Consider the following 20,016-nt stretch of genomic DNA (forward strand, 5'->3'; position numbering starts at 1 on the left):
CTCAGTCCTTGGTGAGGATCGAGCGGGCGAAGAAGCGCAGGTTGGCCGGCTTCTCCGCCAGGCGGCGCATGAAGTAGCCGTACCAGTCGGTGCCGTAGGCGGTGTAGACGCGCATCCGGTGGCCCTCGGCGGCGAGCCGCAGGTGCTCGTCGCCCCGGATGCCGTACAGCATCTGGAACTCGTACTCGCCGGGCTTGCGGCCGGAGCGCCGGGCGAGTTCCTGGGCGATGGAGATGAGGCGCGGGTCGTGGGACCCGATCATCGGGTACCCCTCCCCCTCCATCAGGACCTTCAGGATCCGGACGTACGCCTTGTCGATCTCGTGCTTGCGCTGGTACGCGACCTCGGCGGGCTCCTTGTACGCCCCCTTCACCAGCCGGACCCGGCTGCCGTTCCCGGCGAGGCGGCGGGCGTCGGCCTCGGTGCGGAAGAGGTAGGCCTGGATCACGCAGCCGGTCTGCGGGAAGTCCTTCCGCAGCTCGTCGTGGATGGCGAACATCGAGTCGAGGGTGGTGTGGTCCTCGGCGTCGAGGGTGACGGTCGTGCCGATGGCGGCGGCCGCCTCGACGACGGGCCGGACGTTACCGAGAGCCAGCTCGTGACCTCCGGCCAGTGCCTGGCCGAACATCGACAGCTTCACCGACATCTCGGCGCGGGCGCCCAGCTCCAGCTGCTTCAGCCGGTCGACGAGCTCCAGGTACGCGTCCCGCGCGGCGGCGGCCTGCCCGGGCGAGGTGATGTCCTCGCCGACGACGTCCATCGTCAGCTCCAGGCCCCGGTCCGTCAGCGACCGGACGACGGGCACGATCTCGTCGACCGTCTCGCCCGGGATGAAGCGGTCGACGACCCGCTTGGTCACCGGGGCCGCCGAGATCAGGTGGCGCATCCGGTCGCTGCGCGACGCGGCGAGAATCACGGGACCCAGCACGGGGAACCTCCACATACCAACCCAGACGAGGCCGTTTCCCTACGTTCCGGGAACGGCACGGAGAACCACCGTGAAACCTAAGGATCCCTCCGATCGTCTGCCATCGACAGCTGTCACGCATCCATGCCCCGGATCTCAGACAGATGTATGAAGGGCTTGCGGAAATACGGGAGAATGCCCGGGTGACGTCGGATTACAAGGACCACAAGGGCGACTACCAGGAACTGGTCGACGAGGTCTCGGAGATCCTCGGCGCCCCGGCGACGCTGGAGAGCCGTGACTTCGAGCTGATCGCCTTCGGCGCGTACGACAGTGAGGGCGAGCTCGATGCCGCCGCCCTGGACCCGGTGCGCACCCGCTCGATCCTGACCCGCCGCTCGACGGCCGAGGTCCGGACGTGGTTCGAGGGCTTCGGCATCACGCGGGCGACCGGCCCCGTCCGCATCCCGCCGACGCCGGAGGCGGGGGTGTACCGGGGACGCGTCTGCCTTCCCGTACGCCATCGGGGTGTCGTCCTCGGGTACGTCTGGCTGCTGGCCGACGACCCGGGACCCACCGAGCGGCAGCTGACGGCGGCCATGGAAGTGACCGCCCGCATCGGCGCCCTGCTCGCGGACGAGGCGCAGCACGGGGCGGACCTCTCGCGGGAACTGAGGGCGGTGCTCACGGCCGAGCGCGACTGGCAGCGCGACATGGCCGTCGCCGAACTCCGCACCGCCCTCGGGCCGCGCACCGACACCCTGCACACCGTGGTGTGCGTGGCCCCCTGGTCCGCGACCGGCCCGGACGACGCCCCTTCGGTCCGTACCGTGCCGGGCGCGACCGCCCTGTGCACGGTGCCGTGGGGGACGACGGCCACGTCGCTGGCCCTGCTGGTGCGGCTGCGCTCGGCGGACGTCCTGACACCGGCCACGTCGGCGGCGGGGCGGCTGCTGGAGCGGGCGCACGGCGCGACGGCCGCCGCCGGCGTCGCGGCAGCCCGCGCCGGGCTCGCGGAACTGGGCACGGCCTGGCAGGAGGCCTCGGCCGCCGCCCGCGCGGCCCTGGCGGAACCCCGCCTCGGCCCGGTCGCCGAGTGGGCGTCGATCGGCCCGTACCGCCTGCTGACGGCCCTGCCCCCCGAGGCGGCCCACGACCCCGCCGTACGCAGGCTCCTCTCCCCCGCCCACCGCGAACTGGCCCGCACGGCCGAGGTCTACCTCGACTGCGCGGGCCAGGCGGGCCGGACGGCGGCGGAGCTGGGGATCCACCGGCAGACCCTCTACTACCGGTTGTCGCGGGTCGAACAGCTCACGGGGCTGGACCTGGACGACGGCGAGGACCGGCTGCTGCTGCACATGGCGTTGAAGGGGGCGCGGCTGTAACCGGCCAGGCCGCCGGGACGGCGGTGCCCGGCGCGACGAGTGTGACCGACGCGCAGGCGATCCACACCAGGTGAGCGCGGGAGCGGAGGACGCCCTCCTGCCAGGACCCGCCCGGAGCGGCACTCGAACACGGGCCGCACCGCGGCGATCCGCACCGCCGCGGCGTGACGGCGAGGACCGTCCGTGACCGACTCGCAGCCGATGGAGACCGGGCGAGGAGAGGGCGACGTCCCCTCCCGCCAGGACCCGCCCGGAGCGGCACTCGAGCACGGGCCGCGGCGTGACGGCGAGGACCGTCAGGACCGGAACGGCCACCGGAGGTCGCCGACGGCCACGCCCAGCGGCACGACGACGGCCAGGAGCGCTTCGGCGCGGCCGAGCGCGCGGAAGACGAGACGGCCGATGCCGAGCCCGATCCGGATGGTCACCCCCGGGCGCCCCGGAACTTCAGCGGCGCTTCCAGGAAGGAGATGACCGGCACCATCCCGAGCCGCACGAGGACGGCCGCGGCGGCCACGGCCACCAGAGTGGCGTGCATGCGCGGTGCACCGTCGTGCGGTCGCTTCCGACAGCCGCGGGGAGCGCTCTACCGGCCGAGCCAGAGGTCCGGGCCGAAGACCTCGCAGGGGATCCTCTCGGCGGGCACGGCCGCGCCGCAGCAACTCGCCTCCGCACCGACACATGAACGGCAGTGGCCCGCACAGGTAGGCCCCCGGCGCCGCGACACCCGGGGCAGGCCAGGGAGTTCGGCTACCGCGGTGGAGGGCCTGCCAGGGAGATCAGCACCGGTCCGGTGGGCGACGTGACGAGGTCGGCCACCGTCAGCGGGTCGAGGGTGGCGTAGAACGCCTCCTGGGCGTCGCGCAGGGCGTGCCGCAGGCGGCAGGCTCCGCGCAGGGGGCACGGCGGGTCGTCGCAGGAGACGACCTCGCCCCCGCCTTCGAGTTCACGCACCAGCCAGCCCACCGAGGCCCGGCGGCCGAGGCCGGTCAGGGCGAGGCCGCCGCCGCGGCCCCGCCGGGCCTCGACCACCCCGAGGTGCTGCAGGCGCGTGATCGCCTTCGCGGCATGCGTGTGCCGCACGTCCATGGCCTCGGCCACCTCGCGCGTGGTGAGCACCTCGTCGGCGGGGCAGACCGCGAGGCGCATCACGGAACGCAGCGCGAGGTCGGTGAACCTGGTGAGTCGCACAGTCCGGACGCTAACAAATGCGAATGTTAGATTCGTGTTTGATGACGGCCCTGGCGGTCTGGAGTACGTCACGGACGGCGGCTTCGGATGTGATCGGACGGCGACAGGAGTGACGGTGGCAGACGGCGGTTCCCCGGACCCGGCCGACGGGGCGCCGGTGCCTCGGGTCCTGTTCGACACCGGAACGCTGGAGGCGCTCGACCCGGCATCGACAGGCGCCGTGTGGCGGCTGGCGGAGCCCGGCCGCCAGGTCGACGCCAACGTCGTCCGGATTCCGCCCGGGCGGCGCGTCGATCCCCACACCGAGCCGGATCTGGACGTCCTCCTGCTGGTGGTGGCCGGAGACGGCACCTTGATCACCTCCGACGGACCGTCCCCCCTGAGCGAAGGCAGCCTCGCCTGGCTGCCCCACGGCTCCAGCCGGGGCCTGGCCGCGGGCGAGCGGGGCATGGCGTACCTGACCGTCCACCGGCGCCGTCCCGGCATGTGGATCCGGCCCGCCGAAACCCGGGAGTGAGCAGGCCGTTCGGCGTCCGGCGGACACCGGACGGTCGCCGGACGGGCAGCGGGCGGTCGCCGGACCGGCAGCGGGCGGGCAGTGACTGGGGTGATTATTGAAAACGATTGTCATCGTGCTACGGTCACCGCACTCACCCCTGACCGCCCCTTTACCCGGAGGGTCCCGTGCGCCTGCCCGCCCACCGCCTGCTCCCCGCCACCGCCCTCACGGCCGCCTCCGCCCTGCTCACCGGCTGTTTCGCCGGCACGGAGTCGGCCACGGGTGACGAGGGGGACGGCAGGCGAATACGTGTCGCGATGATGCTCCCCCCGCGCTCCGGGCTGTCCCCGCTGTCCGACGACGCGTTCAAGCTGTCCCGCTGGTCGACGGCCGAGACGCTGGTCAAGCTGGACAAGGAGGGAGACGCCGCACCCGCGCTGGCCACCAGGTGGACCCAGTCGGGGAAGAGCTGGACCTTCACCGTCAGAGACGGCGTCACCTTCCACGACGGCACACGGCTGACCGCCGAGACCGTCGCCCGCTCCCTCACCACGGCCGCCGGCGCCGCCCCCAAGCCCCGCATCCTCGACGGCGTCGAACTGACGGCGAAGGCCGAGGGCCAGGACACGGTCGTGGTCACCACCGGCGTCGAGGACCCCCTCGTCCCGCAACGCCTCAGCTCCCCGCAGCTGTCCATCCTCGCGGCGAAGGCGTACACCGGGAAGACCGTGAACCCCGTCGGCGCCGGCACCGGCCCCTTCGAGCTGACCAAGGTCCACGGCACCTCGTCCGCCACCCTCGACCGGTACGGCGACTACTGGGGCGACAAGGCCAAGTCCCCCGGAATCGACGTCAGGTTCGTGCCGGACGGCACCGCCCGCGCCGCCGCCCTGCGCAGCGGCGAGGCCGACATCGTCGAGGCGGTCCCCGTGTCGCAGGCCGCGCTGCTCGACGAGGACCTGATCACCGAGGTTCCGATGCCGCGCACCAACACCCTGTACCTGAACACCGGGAAGGGCGCCTTCAAGGACGCCTCGCTGCGAGCCGCCGCCCGCGAGGCGATCGACGCCGCGACGATCGTGAAGAGCGTGTACGAGGGCCGCGCGGACGTCGCCGAAGGGCTGCTGGGGCCCGCGCTGCCGTGGGCGGCCGGACTGCGCGCGCCGGTGTCCCGCGCCAAGGCGGGCGACCCGTCCGGGAAGACCATCACCATCGGCACCTTCACCGACCGCGCCGAACTTCCCGAGGTGGCGGCCACCCTCCAACAGCAGCTCCAGAAGGCCGGCTTCAAGGTGAAGCTGGACGTCCGCGAGTACGCCAACATCGAATCCGACGCGCTGGCGGGCGAGTTCGACGCGTTCATCCTCTCCCGGGCCACCGTCCTCGACTCCGGCGACCCGGCCGCCTACCTCCACAGCGACTTCGCCTCCGACGGCTCCTTCAACATCTCCCAGCTCGCGAACCCCACCGTGGACAAGGCGCTGACCGAGGCGGGCGGCACCAAGGCCGGTGACACCCGCCGCAAGGCCGTCATCGAGGCCGAGGCCGCCGTGCTCGCCACCGACGCGGCCGTGCCGATGCTGCACGAGCGGGTGGTCCAGGGCGACGCCGCCGGGGTCGTCGACGCCGCCCACGACCCCCGCGAGCGGGAGCTGGTCACGGCGGACACGCACCTCAGGTGAAGCTCCGCACCAGAGCGGCCGGGGCGACCCGGGCCCTTTGCCTGCTCGCCGTCCTGACCACCGTGGGCCTGCTGCCCTGGCTCTCCGGCCGCGACCCCGCCCTGACGGTCCTGCGGGCACGCTCCGCCGAACAGGAGCCGACCGAGGAGGCCCTGGAGGCCGTCCGACAGGATCTCGGTCTCGACGCCGGTCCCCTCTCCCTGCTCGGGAGCTGGGCCTTCGACCTGCTGCACGCGGACCTCGGCACGTCCTGGGTCTCCGGCACCGACATCCTGCCGTCCGTCGTCTCCGGGCTCCAGGTGTCGCTGGCGCTGATGGGGGCGACCTTCGCGGTCGCGGTGCTGCTGGCGTGCGCGCTGGTGGCGCCCGTGCTGGTGCGGGGGCGGGGCTCGTCCGGGGCGTGGGCCGCGATGCTGGCGGCCGTGCCCGAGTTCCTGCTGGCCACCGTCGCGTTGCTGGTCTGCGGGGTGTGGCTGGGGTGGCTGCCGACGTCCGGCTGGCAGGGCCCGCAGTACATGGTCCTGCCCGCACTCGCCCTCGGCGTCCCCGCGGGCGGTCTGCTCGGCCGGCTGGTCGCGGACGCGCTGCCCGCCGTGCTGGACGAGCGGTGGGTGGAGCTGTGGCGAGGAGCCGGAGTGGGCCGCGGGAGCGTCTCGGCAGCCGCCCTCAAGCGCGTACTGCCGCCGCTGGTACCGCAGTTCGGGATGGTGGCCGTCGGGCTGACCGGTGGCGCGGTCGCCGTCGAGACCGTTTTCGCCGTACCCGGCATCGGCCGTACGGCGCTCGGCGCGGCCAAGTCACAGGATCTGCCGCTGCTCCAGGGCGCCATCCTCGCCCTGCTGCTGCTCGGTCTGGTCACGGGCGCGATCGCGGCGCTCGTACGGCGTCGGCTGCTGGGCCCTGCCCTGCGGGACGCCGGGCTGTCCCTGCCGCCGGTCCGGCCGGTCCGCGCGCACCCGGCGATCCCGGCCGCCCTCGCCGTCCTGCTCGCGACGGCGATCGGCTGGGGTCTGCTGCGCGACCCGTACGTCCTCGACCCGGCCGCCCGGCTGGCCGCGCCCTCCTGGTCACACCCCCTCGGCACCGACGGCCTCGGCCGGGACGTGCTCGCCCGGCTCGGGCACGGTGCCGCCCCGACGGTCGGCACGGCGGCGGCCGTGTGCCTGCTGAGCCTGCTCCTCGCGCTGGCCCTCGGCTTCCTGCCCGGTGTCGCGGCCGGCGCGGCGGACATCGCGAACGCCCTGCCCCCGGTGATCGTCGGCATCCTGGTCGCCGCGGTGTCCGGCCCCGGCACCGGCGGAGCGGCCCTCGCGGTCGCGCTGATCTCCTGGCCGCCCCTGGCCGCGCACGCGGCGGCGCTGGTGCAGGAGGTGCGGGCGTCCTCCTTCCTCACCGCGCAACGGGCCCTCGGCGCGACCCCGCTGTGGATCCTCACCCGGCACGTCCTCCCGTCGGTGGCGGCGCCCGTCGCCCGGCACGCCCTGCTGCGCCTGCCCGGCATCGCCCTCGCCCTGGCCTCCCTCGGCTTCCTGGGCCTCGGCGCCCAGCCGCCCGCCCCCGAGTGGGGCCTGCTCCTCGACGAATCCCGCGCGTACGTGGAACGCGCCCCGTGGGCGGCCCTCGCCCCGGCGGTGGCTCTGGCCGTGCTGGCGGGGCTGGCGGTGTCGGGAGCGGCGTACGCGCACGGCCGGCGAGTCACCCGCGACACCCGGAAGGCGGCCCCCGTTGGAGTCTGAGGCACTTCTCTCCGTACGCGATCTCCGGATCGCCTTCGACGGCGTCGAGGCCGTGCGCGGCCTGTCCTTCGACGTCCGCCCGCGCGAAGTGCTGGCCGTCGTCGGCGAGTCGGGCGCGGGCAAGTCCCTCACGGCGCGGGCCCTGCTGGGCATGCTGCCGCCGGGTGCGACGACGAGCGGGAGCATACGGCTGCGCGGCGAGAGTGATCTCGCCGCCCAGCGCGGCCGCCGCATCGCCCTCGTGCCGCAGGACGCCCTCTCCGCCCTCTCCCCCGTGCACAAGGTGGGCGACCAACTCGCGGTCGCCGTACGGTCGGTGGCCGGAGTGTCCCGCAAAGAGGCCCGGGCCCGGGCGGTGGCCGCGCTCGACCGCGTCGGCATCGCGGACGCCGCCCGCAAGGCGCGCGCCTACCCGCACGAGTTCTCCGGCGGCATGCGGCAGCGGGCGGTCATCGCCATGGCGACGATCAACGAACCCGACGTCCTCGTCGCCGACGAGCCGACCACCGCGCTGGACGAGGAGCGCAGGGACCAGGTGCTCCGAGTGCTCGGCGAACAGCGGGAAGCGGTCGGGGCGGCGCTCGTCCTGGTCACCCACGACCTGGACGTCGTACGAGAGCACGCGGACCGCGCGCTGGTCATGTACGCCGGACGCCTGACCGAACTCGGCCCGGCACACGAGGTGTTGAGCCGCCCGTCCGCCCCCTACACGGCGGGTCTGCTGGCGTCCCTGCCCCAGTTCGCTCCCGCCGGGCGGCGCCTGCCCACCCTTCCGGGCACCCCGCCCGCGCCGGGCATGCTGCCGCCGGGCTGCGCCTTCGCCCCGCGCTGCCCGCTCGCCGCGGACGCCTGTCACCACGAGGAACCGGAGCCGCGCCCGGTGGACGGACGGCTGGTCGCCTGTCATCGCTGGGCCGACGTCCCGCACCCCGCCGTCGAGTTGTTCCTGGAGAAGCCGTATGCCTCTTCTTGACGTCCACGATCTCGTCGTCCGCCACGGACCGGTCACGGCGGTGGACCACGTCTCCTTCGCCCTGCACGCGGGAGAGACGCTGGCCCTGAACGGCCCCTCCGGCTGCGGCAAGTCCTCCACCGCCCTGGCGGTCCTGCAACTGCGCCGCCCGGACAGCGGCGAAGTGCGCTTCGAGGGCCGGGAGCTGACCACTCTCACCGAACGCGAACTCCGCCCGCTGCGCCCCCGCATGCAGCCCGTCTTCCAGGATCCGTACGGCTCCCTCAGCCCCCGCCACCGCATCCGCGACGCGGTCGCCGAACCGCTGAGGGTCCAGGGCCGCTGGAACCCGGACGACGGGCCCGCCCGGGTGGCCGACCTCCTCGACCGCGTCGGCCTCGACCCGTCGTACGGCGACCGCCACCCGCACGAGCTCTCCGGCGGCCAGTGCCAGCGCGCCGGCATCGCCCGCGCCCTGGCCTCCGAGCCGCGCCTGCTGGTCCTCGACGAACCGGTGTCGGCCCTCGACCCGTCGGTCCGGGCCGGCGTGCTGAACCTGCTCGCGGACCTCCAGGACGAGCTGGGACTCGGCTACCTGTTCATCTGCCACGACCGGGCGGTCGTACGGCACTTCGCGGACCGGGTGCTGGAGATGCGGGACGGACGCGTCAGCGCTTCGTGACTCCGGCGATCACCTGGCGCAGGCCCTCGGCCAGCTGCTCGGCGCCGGGAGCGGTCTTCGGGTCGAAGGTCCACTGCGCGATGAGGCCGGTCATCAGGGTCAGGTAGAACGCGCCGAGGGTGTCCACGGTCTCGTCCGAGACGTCCTCCTCCCGGCCGCCCATCAGCAGCGGGATGAGCCCGCGTGCCGCCTCCCGCTGGGCCAGCGCCAGGTGATCGCGCACCTCGGGCATCTCGTCGCCCATGACCAGGACCTCCATGCTGAGGTGCCAGATCGACCCCGGATCCCGCATGGTGCCGACGATGTTCGACCACACCCCCTGGAACCGTTCGACGGATCCGGGCTCGGTGGCAACGGTGGCGATCCCGTCCCCCTCGAAGGCATCGCCCATCGCCTCGACCAGCGCCACGTAGGCCTGGGCGAGCAGTGCGCCCTTCGAGCCGTAGTGGTAGCCGATCGACGCCAGGTTCGTCCCCGACTCCTTGACGATGTCCCGCGCCGTCGTCCGCGCGAACCCCTTCTGCAGCAGGCAGCGCTTGGCGCCTTCGAGCAGATCCTCACGGTGTCCCATGCAGAGCAGCGTACCCGGACCCATACAACCGTCCTAGACAACCGACCTATACACCCGTACTAGACAAGCGTTTAAGACGCTCGTACAGTCCTCGCCATGACGAATCCGACGAGCACTTCCGCGGGCTCCCGTGCCGGGCGCCGCGAGTGGACCGCCCTCGCCGTGCTGATGCTTCCGCTGCTCCTGGTCTCCATGGACGTCTCGGTGCTCTACTTCGCCATCCCGGCGATCAGCGCCGACCTGGAGCCGAGCGGCACCCAGCAGTTGTGGATCTTCGACATCTACGCGTTCGTGCTGGCCGGTCTGCTGATGACGATGGGCTCCCTCGGCGACCGCATCGGCCGTCGCAGGCTGCTGCTCGGCGGCGCGGTCGCCTTCGGCGCCGCCTCCCTGCTCGCCGCGTACGCGAACAGCGCCGAGACCCTCATCGCGGCCCGCGCGATCCTCGGCATAGGCGGCGCGACCCTGATGCCCTCGACGATGGCCCTGATCCGCACGATGTTCGTCGACCCCGCCCAGCGCGCCAAGGCGATCGGCATGTGGTCCGGCGTGATGACGGCGGGCATCGCCCTCGGCTCGGTCATGAGCGGTGTGCTGGTCGAGTACTTCTGGTGGGGGTCGGTCTTCCTGGTCAACCTGCCCGCGATGGTGCTGCTGCTGATCCTCGGCCCGGTCCTGCTGCCGGAGTCGCGCGACCCCGCCCCCGGCCGCTTCGACTGGCCGAGCGTCCCGCTGTCGATGGCCGCCGTGCTCCCCGTGATCTACGGCCTGAAGGAACTGCCCTCCGAGGGCTGGAACGTGCGGTACGTCCTCTCGATCACCGTCGGCCTGCTCTTCGCGGCCCTCTTCGTCCACCGCCAGCGCACGGCCGCCTCACCGATGATCTCCCCCGCCCTGTTCCGCGGGCCGGGCTTCGCTCCCGCCGTCGTCCTCAACATGATCTCCGCGTTCGGGATGCTGGGGTCGGCGTTCTTCACCACGCAGTACCTGCAGTCGGTGCTCGGCAAGAGCGCACTGGAAGCGGCTCTGTGGGGCCTGCTCCCCTCGGTGCCGATCGGCCTGGTGGCCCCCCTGGCGACCGCCCTGGTCCAGCGGGGCGTGCAGCGCGCCCACGTCGTGACGGCCGGCTTCGTCATCGGCGCCGCCGGCTACGGCATGCTCGCCCTCGCCGGTACGGACTCGATGTGGCTGGTGCTGGCCGCCTGCGGGGTCCTCGCCTCCGGAATCGTCATGGTCATCTCCCAGATGACGGACCTGGCCATCGGCACGGCCCCCGTCGAACGCGCGGGCTCCGCCTCCTCACTCCTGGAGACCGGCACGGAGTTCGGCGGCGCCCTCGGCATGGCGGTGCTCGGCTCCATCGGTACGGCGGTCTACCGGCACGACATGCCGAGCTCGGCGCCCGACGCGGCCAGGGAGACGCTGGGCGGGGCGCTGGCGGCCGCCGAGCACGTGCCCGGCCTGGCGACGGCCGCCCGCGAGGCGTTCACCAGCGGGATACAGGGGGCGGCGATCGCGGGAACCGTGGTGCTCGCCGGTGCCGCCGTGGGGGCGGCGGTCGCGCTGCGGAGGGTGCGCCCGGACAGCAGAACGCCGGACGAGCCGAGTCACCTCAGCCCGTCCGGCGTGTGAGAGCAGCCTCAGACGAGGTTCACCGCGCGGGCGGACGTCGCGCCGATCTCCTCCGCGACCTCCGCCAGCACATTGGCGGGCACGGTGTCGTCCACGGTCAGGACGGCCAGCGCCTCGCCGCCCGCCACCGCACGCGATACCTGCATGCCGGCGATGTTGATGCCGGCCTCGCCGAAGACACGGCCCACGGTGCCGACGACACCCGGACGGTCCTCGTACTTGAGGACGACCATGTGGTCGGCGAGTGCGAGATCCACGTCGTACTCACCGACGGCGACGATCTTCTGCAGGTGCTTCGGGCCGGCCAGCGTGCCGGAGACCGACACCTCCTCGCCGTTGCCGAGCGTGCCGCGCACGGTCACCACGTTGCGGTGGTCGGCCGACTCGGAGCTGGTCGTCAGGCGCACCTCGACACCGCGCTCCTGCGCGAACAGCGGGGCGTTGACGTACGACACCGTCTCGTCGACGACGTCCTCGAAGACACCCTTGAGGGCGCTGAGCTCCAGCACCTTCACGTCGTGCTGGGTGATCTCGCCGTACACCTCGACGTCGAGGCGGACCGCGACCTCACCGGCGAGCGCGGTGAAGATCCGGCCGAGACGCTCGGCGAGCGGCAGACCCGGCTTGACGTCCTCGGCGATGACCCCGCCCTGGACGTTGACCGCGTCCGGGACCAGCTCGCCGGCCAGGGCCAGGCGCACCGACTTCGCGACGGCGATACCGGCCTTCTCCTGCGCCTCGTCGGTCGACGCCCCGAGGTGCGGGGTGCACACGACCTGGTCCAGCTCGAACAGCGGGGAGTCCGTGCAGGGCTCCTTCGCGTACACGTCCAGGCCGGCGCCGGCGACGCGGCCCTCCTTGAGCGCCGAGTACAGCGCCTCCTCGTCGACGATCCCGCCGCGCGCGGCGTTGACGATGCGCACCGACGGCTTGACCTTGTGCAGCGCCTCGTCACCGATGAGACCGAGGGTCTCGGGGGTCTTCGGCAGGTGCACGGTGATGAAGTCGGCGACCTCGAGCAGCTCGTCCAGCGACAGCACCTTGACGCCCATCTGCGCGGCCCGCGCGGGCTGCACGTAGGGGTCGTAGGCGACGACCTTCATGCCGAAGGCCGACATCCGCTGGGCGACGAGCGCGCCGATGCGGCCCAGACCCACGACACCGAGGGTCTTCTCCGCGAGCTCGACGCCCGTGTACTTGCTGCGCTTCCACTCGCCGTTCTTCAGCGCCGTGTTGGCCTGCGGAATGTGGCGGGCGGTGGCGAGCAGCAGACCGCAGGCCAGTTCGGCGGCGGTCACGATGTTCGAGGTGGGGGCGTTGACGACCATCACGCCGGCCTTGGTGGCGGCGGAGACGTCGACGTTGTCCAGGCCGACGCCGGCTCGTGCGACGACCTTCAGCTTGTTGGCGGCGGCGACGGCCTCGGCATCGACCTTGGTGGCCGAGCGGATCAGGATCGCGTCGACGTCGGCGATGGCCGGAAGCAGCTCGGCGCGGTCGGCGCCGTTGCAGTGCCGGATCTCGAAGTCGGGGCCAAGCGCGTCGACAGTGGCGGGCGACAGCTCTTCAGCGATGAGTACGACAGGTTTCGAGCTCACGTGAGTCCTCACATGTCCAATGCGGACGGCCGTCCCGACGGCCGCATGCGGTGGAGGGTTGCTAGCCGCGTGGAAGACGCACGACGCTGTGGGCCTGACGCGTATGTAATGCAGCAGTCTAGTGCCGCGACGGAAGTCGTCTTACGCCTCCACGGAAGGATCACTCGTCCGTGGCTGGACACCGTGGACAAGCGGCTACCCGTGGTTCGGCGACGGGGCCGCAACGACATCGCCGCGACCCCGCCCCTGCGGCTCACGCCTCGTCGTTCACCCACGACATGAGCTTGCGCAGCTCCTTGCCGGTGGTCTCCAGCAGGGACTCGGAGTCCTGCTGCTTGTACTCGTTGTACTTCTTCAGACCGCCGTGGTACTCGGCCATCCACTCACGCGCGAAGGTGCCGTCCTGGATCTCGGCGAGGACCTTCTTCATCTCGGCCTTGGTGGCGTCCGTGATGATCCGCGGGCCGGTGACGTAGTCGCCCCACTCGGCGGTCTCGGAGATGGACCAGCGCATCTTGTCCAGGCCGCCCTCGTACATGAGGTCGACGATCAGCTTCAGCTCGTGCAGGCACTCGAAGTACGCGATCTCCGGCTGGTAGCCGGCCTCGGTCAGCGTCTCGAACCCGGCCTTGACCAGCGCGGCCGTACCACCGCACAGAACGACCTGCTCACCGAACAGGTCGGTCTCGGTCTCCTCGGTGAAGGTCGTCTTGATGACGCCGGCGCGGGTGCCGCCGATGCCCTTGGCGTAGGAGAGGGCCAGCTCGAAGGCGTTGCCGGTCGCGTCCTGCTCGACGGCCGCGATACACGGAACGCCGCGGCCCTCCTCGTACTGGCGGCGCACCAGGTGGCCCGGGCCCTTGGGGGCGACCATGCAGACGTCGACGCCGGCCGGGGGCTTGATGAAGTCGAAGCGGATGTTCAGGCCGTGGCCGAAGAAGAGGGCGTCGCCGTCCTTGAGGTTGTCCTTGATGGACTCCTCGTAGACCTGGGCCTGGATCGGGTCCGGGACCAGGATCATGATGACGTCGGCCTCGGTGGCGGCCTCGGCCGGACTCACCACGCGCAGGCCCTGCTCCTCGGCCTTCGCCTTGGACTTGGAGCCCTCGTGCAGACCGACACGCACGTCGACACCCGAGTCACGGAGCGACAGCGCGTGGGCGTGGCCCTGGCTGCCGTAACCGATGACCGCGACCTTGCGGCCCTGGATGATGGACAGGTCGGCGTCGGCGTCGTAGAACAGCTCGGCCACTTTGGGTTCTCTCCTTGTGTGCAGGTGTTGCGTCCCACCGTATGACGGGGGACGGAAGTGACGTTTCGGGGTCTCGGTATACGGGCGGCCGGTGGACGCCGACCGCCCGTTCCCTCTCCTAGGCGGACCGGTCCAGGGCGCGCAGCGACCGGTCGGTGATCGAACGCGAACCTCGGCCGATCGCGATCGTGCCGGACTGGACGAGCTCCTTGATGCCGTACGGCTCCAGCATCTTCAGCATCGCCGACAGCTTGTCGCTGCTGCCGGTGGCCTCGATGGTGACGGCCTCCGGGGAGACGTCGACCGTCTTGGCGCGGAACAGCTGGACGATCTCGACGATCTGGGAGCGCGTCTCGTTGTCGGCGCGCACCTTCACCAGAACGAGTTCGCGCTGAACGGCGGATCCCGCCTCCAGCTCGACGATCTTCAGCACGTTGACGAGCTTGTTGAGCTGCTTGGTGACCTGTTCGAGGGGCAGTTCCTCGATCACGTTCACCACGATGGTGATCCGGGAGATCTCGGGGTGCTCCGTGACGCCGACCGCGAGCGAGTCGATGTTGAAGCCGCGGCGGGAGAACAGGGCGGCGATCCGGGCGAGGATGCCGGGCGTGTTCTCCACCAGGACGGAGAGCGTGTGCTTGGACATGTCTCTTGGGTCTTCCTCGCTCAGTCGTCTTCGTTGTCGCCGAAGTCGGGGCGGACGTCCCGAGCGGCCATGATCTCGTCGTTGGATGTGCCGGCGGCGACCATCGGCCACACCATGGCGTCCTCGTGGACGATGAAGTCCACGACGACCGGGCGGTCGTTGATGGAGTTGGCCTCTTCGATGACCTTGTCGAGGTCGTCCGGGGACTCGCAGCGGATCGCGTAGCAGCCCATGGCCTCCGACAGCTTCACGAAGTCGGGGACGCGGGTGCCGGCGCTCGGCTGCTTGCCGTCGGCGTCGGGGCCGGAGTGCAGCACGGTGTTGGAGTAGCGCTGGTTGTAGAAGAGGGTCTGCCACTGGCGGACCATCCCGAGGGCGCCGTTGTTGATGATGGCGACCTTGATCGGGATGTTGTTCAGGGCGCAGGTGGTGAGTTCCTGATTGGTCATCTGGAAGCAGCCGTCGCCGTCGATGGCCCAGACCGTGTGGTCCGGGGCTCCGGCCTTGGCGCCCATCGCGGCCGGGACCGCGTAGCCCATCGTGCCCGCGCCGCCGGAGTTCAGCCAGGTCGCCGGCTTCTCGTACTGCACGTAGTGCGCGGCCCACATCTGGTGCTGGCCCACGCCCGCGGCGAAGATCGTGCCCTCGGGCGCGAGCTGTCCGATGCGCTCGATGACCTGCTGGGGCGACAGCGAGCCGTTGTCGGGCTGGTCGTAGCCCAGCGGGTACGTCTCGCGCCAGCGGTTGAGGTCCTTCCACCAGGCGCTGTAGTCGCCCCGGTGCCCCTCGCTGTGCTCCTTCTGCACCGCCTGGACCAGATCGGCGATGACCTCGCGGGCGTCACCGACGATCGGCACGTCGGCCGCGCGGTTCTTGCCGATCTCGGCCGGGTCGATGTCGGCGTGGACGATCTTGGCGTGCGGGGCGAAGCTGTCCAGCTTGCCGGTGACGCGGTCGTCGAAGCGGGCTCCGAGGGCGACGATCAGGTCGGCCTTCTGCAGCGCGGTGACGGCGGTGACCGCACCGTGCATGCCCGGCATTCCCACGTGCAGCGGGTGGCTGTCGGGGAATGCGCCGAGCGCCATCAGGGTGGTGGTGACGGGCGCTCCGGTGAGTTCTGCGAGGACCTTCAGTTCGGCGGTGGCGTTGGCCTTCAGGACGCCGCCGCCGACGTACAGCACCGGCCGCTTGGCGGCGGTGATCAGCTTGGCGGCCTCACGGATCTGCTTGGCGTGCGGCTTGGTCACCGGGCGGTAGCCGGGCAGGTCCATGACCGGCGGCCAGGAGAAGGTCGTCCGCGCCTGGAGGGCGTCCTTGGCGATGTCGACCAGGACCGGGCCCGGGCGGCCGGTGGAGGCGATGTGGAACGCCTGCGCAATCACCCGCGGGATGTCCTCGGCCTTGGTGACCAGGAAGTTGTGCTTGGTGATCGGCATGGTGATGCCGACGATGTCCGCCTCCTGGAAGGCGTCCGTTCCGATCGACGCGGAGGCGACCTGGCCGGTGATCGCGACCATCGGCACGGAGTCCATGTGGGCGTTGGCGATCGGCGTGACGAGGTTGGTCGCACCGGGGCCGGACGTCGCCATGCAGACCCCGACCTTGCCGGTGGCCAGAGCGTAGCCCTCGGCCGCGTGGCCCGCGCCCTGCTCGTGCCGGACCAGAACGTGGCGCACCCGGGTGGAGTCCATCAGCGGGTCGTACGCCGGGAGGATCGCACCGCCGGGAATCCCGAATACCGTCTCGGCGCCGACCTCCTCGAGAGAGCGGATGAGGGACTGCGCTCCCGTGACGTGCTCGGGCGCGGACTGGTGTCCTCCGGAACGGGGCCGCGGCTGCGGATGATGGGCCCCGGTGGCCTGCTCGGTCATCGGCATTCTCTTCTCGATGCTGAGGGTTTTTGCGAAGTTTGTGCGGTGTACGGCTTTTGTACGACAGGTCTCTGTGCAACAAAAAACCCCTCGTGCCGTGAGGCAAGCGAGGGGAGCGCGCCGGGTGCGGTCGCTGGGAGTTCCGGGTCCGTCCGGAGGTCACCAGCGTCAGCCGACGCGCTTTCCAAGTACGAGAATTCGGGTGCGCATGGCACAGACCCTCTCCCCGGCGCGCACTCACTGTCAAGTGGGTGGGACGGGAGTCTCATTATGTGAACGGAGGGCTGTTCCGCCACCGAGGACCGCGGGCACACCACTGGTGTACACCCCCGCCCCGCCCCCCGCGAACGCGGGCTCCGCCGGTCCGTGCGGGACCGGATAGTGGCCGGATCCGAGCGCTCTGCGCAGCCGGTACTCGTCCAGCGGGCCGGAGAACGCCATGCCCTGTCCGTGCGTGCACCCCATCGCGCGCAACGCCACGACCTGCTCGGGCAGGTCCACGCCGTCGGCCACGGACTGCAGCCCGAGATCGCCGGAGATCCGCAACAGGCCACTGGTGATCTTGTGCAGCCGGGCGGACTCGACGACTCCCTCGACCAGACCGCGGTCGAGCTTCAGTACGTCGACGGGGAGCCTGCGAAGGGCCGTGATGGCCGCGTATCCGCTTCCGAAGCCGTCGAGGGCGATCCGGACGCCGAGCCTGCGCAAGGCGCTCAGACGGCGCTCCAGCTCGTCCAGCGGGACCCTGGGGTCGGTGTCGGACAGCTCGATCACCAGCGAACCGGACGGCAGCCCGTGCCGGGTCAGCAGAGCCTCGATCGAGCCGAGCGGCATCGAGCGGTCCAGCAGCCGGCGCGCGCCCATTCGGACGGTCACCGGCACGGACAGGCCGTTCGAGGCGCGCTCGGCGGCCTGCTCGACGGCCTCCCCGAGGATCCACCGGCCCAGCTCGGCGGTCTTCTCGCTGTCCTCGGCCACCCGCAGGAACTCGGCGGGCGTGAACAGCACGCCCTGCGAGGAGCGCCAACGCGCCTGTGCGGCGACCGACGTGATCCGGCCGTCCTCCAGACACACCACCGGCTGGTGCAGCAGGGTGAACTCGCCGTCGTTCAGGGCGGCACGCAGGCGCGTGGCCAGCTCCGCCTTGCGTACGACGTCCTGCTGCATCTGCGGGGCGTACAGCTCGACGCGGCCCTTGCCGCCCGCCTTGGCGCGGTACATGGCCAGGTCGGCGTTGCGCAGGATCTCGCCCGCGCCGAGGCCCGGCTCGGCGAAGGCGACGCCGATGGAGGCGTTGACCCGGACATCGTTGCCGTCGATGAGGTAGGGCTGGGAGAGCGTGATCCTGAGGCGGTCGGCGAGGTCCAGGATGTGACGCTCCCGGGCGGGGCGGTCACGGGCGCCGTCCCCGACGATCAGGGCCGCGAACTCGTCGCCGCCCAGCCGGGAGGCGGTGTCCCCGTGCCGGACCGCGTCCTGGAGTCGGCGGGCGGCCTGGACGAGCAATTCGTCGCCGGCCTGGTGTCCGATCGTGTCGTTGACGGCCTTGAAGCCGTCGAGGTCGATGAAGAGGACCGCCGTGCCGCGCAGGGCGGCGCCCCGGTCGGAGGAGCGGCGGCCGGACAGGGCATGCTGGACGCGCCGGGTGAACAGGGCGCGGTTGGGCAGGTCGGTCAGCGGGTCGTGCTCGGCGTTGTGCTGGAGCTGCGCCTGCAGGCGCACCCTTTCGGTCACGTCCCGGCTGTTGAAGATGAGGCCGCCGTGGTGCCGGTTGACGGTGGACTCGACGTTGAGCCAGCCGCCGTCGCCGGAGCGGAAGCGGCACTCGATGCGCGTGGTGGGCTCCTCCTGCGGGCTGGCGGCGAGGAAGCGGCGGACCTCGTGCACCACGCAGCCCAGGTCCTCCGGGTGGATGAGGCCGGCCAGTTCCGTGCCCACGAGCTCCTCCGCGGGGCGGCCGTAGACACCGGCGGCGGCCGGGGAGACGTACCGGAGGATGCCGTTGGGTGCGGCGATCATGATGACGTCGCTGGAGCCCTGCACCAGGGAGCGGAAGTGGTTCTCCTTCTGCGCCAGCTCCTGGGTGAGGGTGATGTTGTCGAGCAGCATGATGCCCTGGCGCACCACGAGGGCGAGCACGACGGTGCCGCCGGTGAGGAGCACCACGCGGTCGACGCTCCTGCCGCTGAGGACGTTGTAGAGGATCCCGAGCGTGCAGACGGCGGCGGCGAGGTAGGGCGTGAGGGCGGCCAGCGAGCCGGCGATGGGCCGGGCCGCCGGATACCGGCTGTGATCGGCTCCCGGCGCGGGCGGGCGGTGATGCGGGCCCGTGCGCTGTCCAGGCAGGTGTTCGTGCACCACGCGCGTGTGCCCCTCCATCCGGCGCCGGTCGGGGCGCTGCCTCAGGGGGTCCGGCCGGCCGCGCCGCGGGGCCGCCCAGGGGGCGTAGGCGAGCAGCAGCGAACCGGCGAACCAGCCCGCGTCGAGCAGCTGCCCGGAGCGGTAGGTGTGGTGCAGCAGCGGTGAGGTGAACAGCGCGTCGCACATCACGGTCAGGGCGAGCGCCCCGATCGCGGTGTTGACCGCCGTACGGTTCACCGCCGAGCGCCGGAAGTGCAGCGCGAGCACCATGCTGACCAGGGCGATGTCGAGCAGCGGATAGGCGAGCGACAGCGCGGTGTGCGCCACGCTCGACCCCTCGGACTTCGCCGCCTGCGCGAGGGCCAGGCTCCAGGACAGGGTGAGCAGCGAGCCGCCGATCAGCCACGCGTCCAGGCCGAGGCAGACCCAGCCCGCCTTGGTCACCGGCCGCTTGGCGAGCACCAGCAGTCCCACGATCGCGGGCGGCGCGAAGCACAGGAAGAAGAGATCAGCGGAGCTGGGGCTGGGCACGGGCCGCTGCAGGACGACTTCGTACCACCCCCAGATGAGGTTGCCGACGGCCGCCATCGCCGAGGAGAGGGCGAAGAGCAGCCAGGCGGGCCGGAAGACGATGCGGCGCCTGCGGGCGTAGAGGAAGCAGGACACCGCGGCGGCGCCCGCCGCGGCGCTCAGCCCGAAATCGCCCATGATCAGGGCGAGTTGGCGTGACCCCCAGCCGAACGCGGAACCGAGGGCATATCCCGCGCACACCAGGGCCAGCGCGAGTTGGCGGACCGTGCTCGACGCGCGGCCGAGGGCCGGTGGGCGGGCCGCCGGCCTCACCCCCGGCGCGGGCTGTGCCCGCCGCGCCCCGTCAAGGGCGGTCGTGGAAGGCGGGGGCGAACTCACCGGGCCCTCCCGGTCCGCGCCGCTCCAGGGTCCCGGGGGTCCCGGTGCGCTGGGTGCGCATGCCTCCTGCGGCTGCTGTGCCTGCGGTGGTGATGGCTGTGGTGGTGATGGCTGTGATGACCGTCGTGCTGACCGTGATGAC

General features: G+C 71.8%; 16 protein-coding genes. 7 read left to right on the top strand and 9 right to left on the bottom strand.

The annotated features are described in order from the left end of the window. Window position 1: 1 nt before the first annotated feature. Window positions 2-928: a proline dehydrogenase family protein gene (locus ACZ5XS_RS32300; protein ID WP_468657310.1), complete on the bottom strand. Its 927-nt coding sequence runs from the start codon at window positions 926-928 to the stop codon at window positions 2-4. A gap of 143 nt (window positions 929-1,071) precedes the next feature. Between ACZ5XS_RS32300 and ACZ5XS_RS32305 the strand changes: the two genes are divergently transcribed. Next, complete coding sequence (locus tag ACZ5XS_RS32305; RefSeq protein WP_468657312.1) at window positions 1,072-2,292, top strand: PucR family transcriptional regulator; 1,221 nt, start codon at window positions 1,072-1,074, stop codon at window positions 2,290-2,292. Window positions 2,293-2,588: 296 nt separating this feature from the next. Here the strand turns inward: ACZ5XS_RS32305 and ACZ5XS_RS32310 are convergent, their stop codons facing one another. Continuing rightward, window positions 2,589-2,720 carry a hypothetical protein gene (locus ACZ5XS_RS32310; RefSeq protein ID WP_468657314.1) on the bottom strand — a complete coding sequence of 44 codons (132 nt, stop codon included), beginning with the start codon at window positions 2,718-2,720 and terminating at the stop codon, window positions 2,589-2,591. A gap of 322 nt (window positions 2,721-3,042) precedes the next feature. Continuing rightward, window positions 3,043-3,483, bottom strand: a complete 441-nt coding sequence (locus ACZ5XS_RS32315) for an Rrf2 family transcriptional regulator (protein WP_468657316.1) — start codon at window positions 3,481-3,483, stop codon at window positions 3,043-3,045. A 109-nt stretch (window positions 3,484-3,592) separates the two neighbouring features. Between ACZ5XS_RS32315 and ACZ5XS_RS32320 the strand changes: the two genes are divergently transcribed. From ACZ5XS_RS32320 to ACZ5XS_RS32340, 5 genes are all read left to right on the top strand, one after another. Further along, window positions 3,593-4,000, top strand: coding sequence for a cupin domain-containing protein (locus ACZ5XS_RS32320; protein ID WP_468657455.1), 408 nt, complete (start codon window positions 3,593-3,595; stop codon window positions 3,998-4,000). 167 nt (window positions 4,001-4,167) lie between these two features. Then, a complete protein-coding gene (locus tag ACZ5XS_RS32325) occupies window positions 4,168-5,664 on the top strand; it encodes an ABC transporter substrate-binding protein (RefSeq protein ID WP_468657318.1) in 1,497 nt (498 codons plus the stop codon). Continuing rightward, entirely contained in the window at window positions 5,661-7,400 is a 1,740-nt protein-coding gene (locus ACZ5XS_RS32330; protein WP_468657320.1) for an ABC transporter permease subunit, read from the top strand. Before ACZ5XS_RS32325 ends, ACZ5XS_RS32330 begins: the two co-directional genes overlap by 4 nt. Then, window positions 7,390-8,373 (top strand): ABC transporter ATP-binding protein, encoded by a 984-nt coding sequence (locus ACZ5XS_RS32335; RefSeq protein WP_468657322.1) that lies wholly within the window; start codon window positions 7,390-7,392, stop codon window positions 8,371-8,373. The genes ACZ5XS_RS32330 and ACZ5XS_RS32335 overlap by 11 nt, the downstream gene beginning before the upstream one ends. Continuing rightward, entirely contained in the window at window positions 8,360-9,034 is a 675-nt protein-coding gene (locus ACZ5XS_RS32340; protein WP_468657324.1) for an ATP-binding cassette domain-containing protein, read from the top strand. Before ACZ5XS_RS32335 ends, ACZ5XS_RS32340 begins: the two co-directional genes overlap by 14 nt. Here the strand turns inward: ACZ5XS_RS32340 and ACZ5XS_RS32345 are convergent. Then, entirely contained in the window at window positions 9,021-9,605 is a 585-nt protein-coding gene (locus tag ACZ5XS_RS32345) for a TetR/AcrR family transcriptional regulator (protein WP_468657326.1), read from the bottom strand. The two genes, ACZ5XS_RS32340 and ACZ5XS_RS32345, sit on opposite strands and share 14 nt — an antisense overlap. Before the next feature lie 96 nt (window positions 9,606-9,701). Here ACZ5XS_RS32345 and ACZ5XS_RS32350 point away from each other — a divergent pair, with 96 nt between their 5' ends. Continuing rightward, entirely contained in the window at window positions 9,702-11,237 is a 1,536-nt protein-coding gene (locus ACZ5XS_RS32350; protein ID WP_468657328.1) for an MFS transporter, read from the top strand. An 8-nt stretch (window positions 11,238-11,245) separates the two neighbouring features. Here the strand turns inward: ACZ5XS_RS32350 and serA are convergent, their stop codons facing one another. From serA to ACZ5XS_RS32375, 5 genes are all read right to left on the bottom strand, one after another. Beyond that, window positions 11,246-12,835: a phosphoglycerate dehydrogenase gene (gene serA, locus ACZ5XS_RS32355; protein WP_468657330.1), complete on the bottom strand. Its 1,590-nt coding sequence runs from the start codon at window positions 12,833-12,835 to the stop codon at window positions 11,246-11,248. A gap of 253 nt (window positions 12,836-13,088) precedes the next feature. Then, window positions 13,089-14,087, bottom strand: coding sequence for a ketol-acid reductoisomerase (gene ilvC / locus ACZ5XS_RS32360; protein WP_468657332.1), 999 nt, complete (start codon window positions 14,085-14,087; stop codon window positions 13,089-13,091). Between the two features lie 118 nt (window positions 14,088-14,205). Continuing rightward, window positions 14,206-14,733: an acetolactate synthase small subunit gene (gene ilvN / locus ACZ5XS_RS32365; protein WP_217234733.1), complete on the bottom strand. Its 528-nt coding sequence runs from the start codon at window positions 14,731-14,733 to the stop codon at window positions 14,206-14,208. A 20-nt stretch (window positions 14,734-14,753) separates the two neighbouring features. Then, entirely contained in the window at window positions 14,754-16,610 is a 1,857-nt protein-coding gene (locus ACZ5XS_RS32370; RefSeq protein WP_468657334.1) for an acetolactate synthase large subunit, read from the bottom strand. A gap of 237 nt (window positions 16,611-16,847) precedes the next feature. Next, window positions 16,848-19,874 carry a putative bifunctional diguanylate cyclase/phosphodiesterase gene (locus tag ACZ5XS_RS32375; protein WP_468657336.1) on the bottom strand — a complete coding sequence of 1,009 codons (3,027 nt, stop codon included), beginning with the start codon at window positions 19,872-19,874 and terminating at the stop codon, window positions 16,848-16,850. Window positions 19,875-20,016: the final 142 nt, after the last annotated feature.

It is taken from the genome of Streptomyces sp. NPDC033131 (assembly GCF_055578365.1).

Bases quoted from the DNA above. Each gene is read 5' to 3' on its own strand.
- ACZ5XS_RS32305 (WP_468657312.1), top strand. From the start codon at position 1,072: ATGTATGAAGGGCTTGCGGAAATACGGGAGAATGCCCGGGTGACGTCG.
- ACZ5XS_RS32340 (WP_468657324.1), top strand. From the start codon at position 8,360: ATGCCTCTTCTTGACGTCCACGATCTCGTCGTCCGCCACGGACCGGTC.
- ACZ5XS_RS32345 (WP_468657326.1), bottom strand. From the start codon at position 9,605: ATGGGACACCGTGAGGATCTGCTCGAAGGCGCCAAGCGCTGCCTGCTG.
- ACZ5XS_RS32350 (WP_468657328.1), top strand. From the start codon at position 9,702: ATGACGAATCCGACGAGCACTTCCGCGGGCTCCCGTGCCGGGCGCCGC.
- ilvN (WP_217234733.1), bottom strand. From the start codon at position 14,733: ATGTCCAAGCACACGCTCTCCGTCCTGGTGGAGAACACGCCCGGCATC.
- ACZ5XS_RS32370 (WP_468657334.1), bottom strand. From the start codon at position 16,610: ATGCCGATGACCGAGCAGGCCACCGGGGCCCATCATCCGCAGCCGCGG.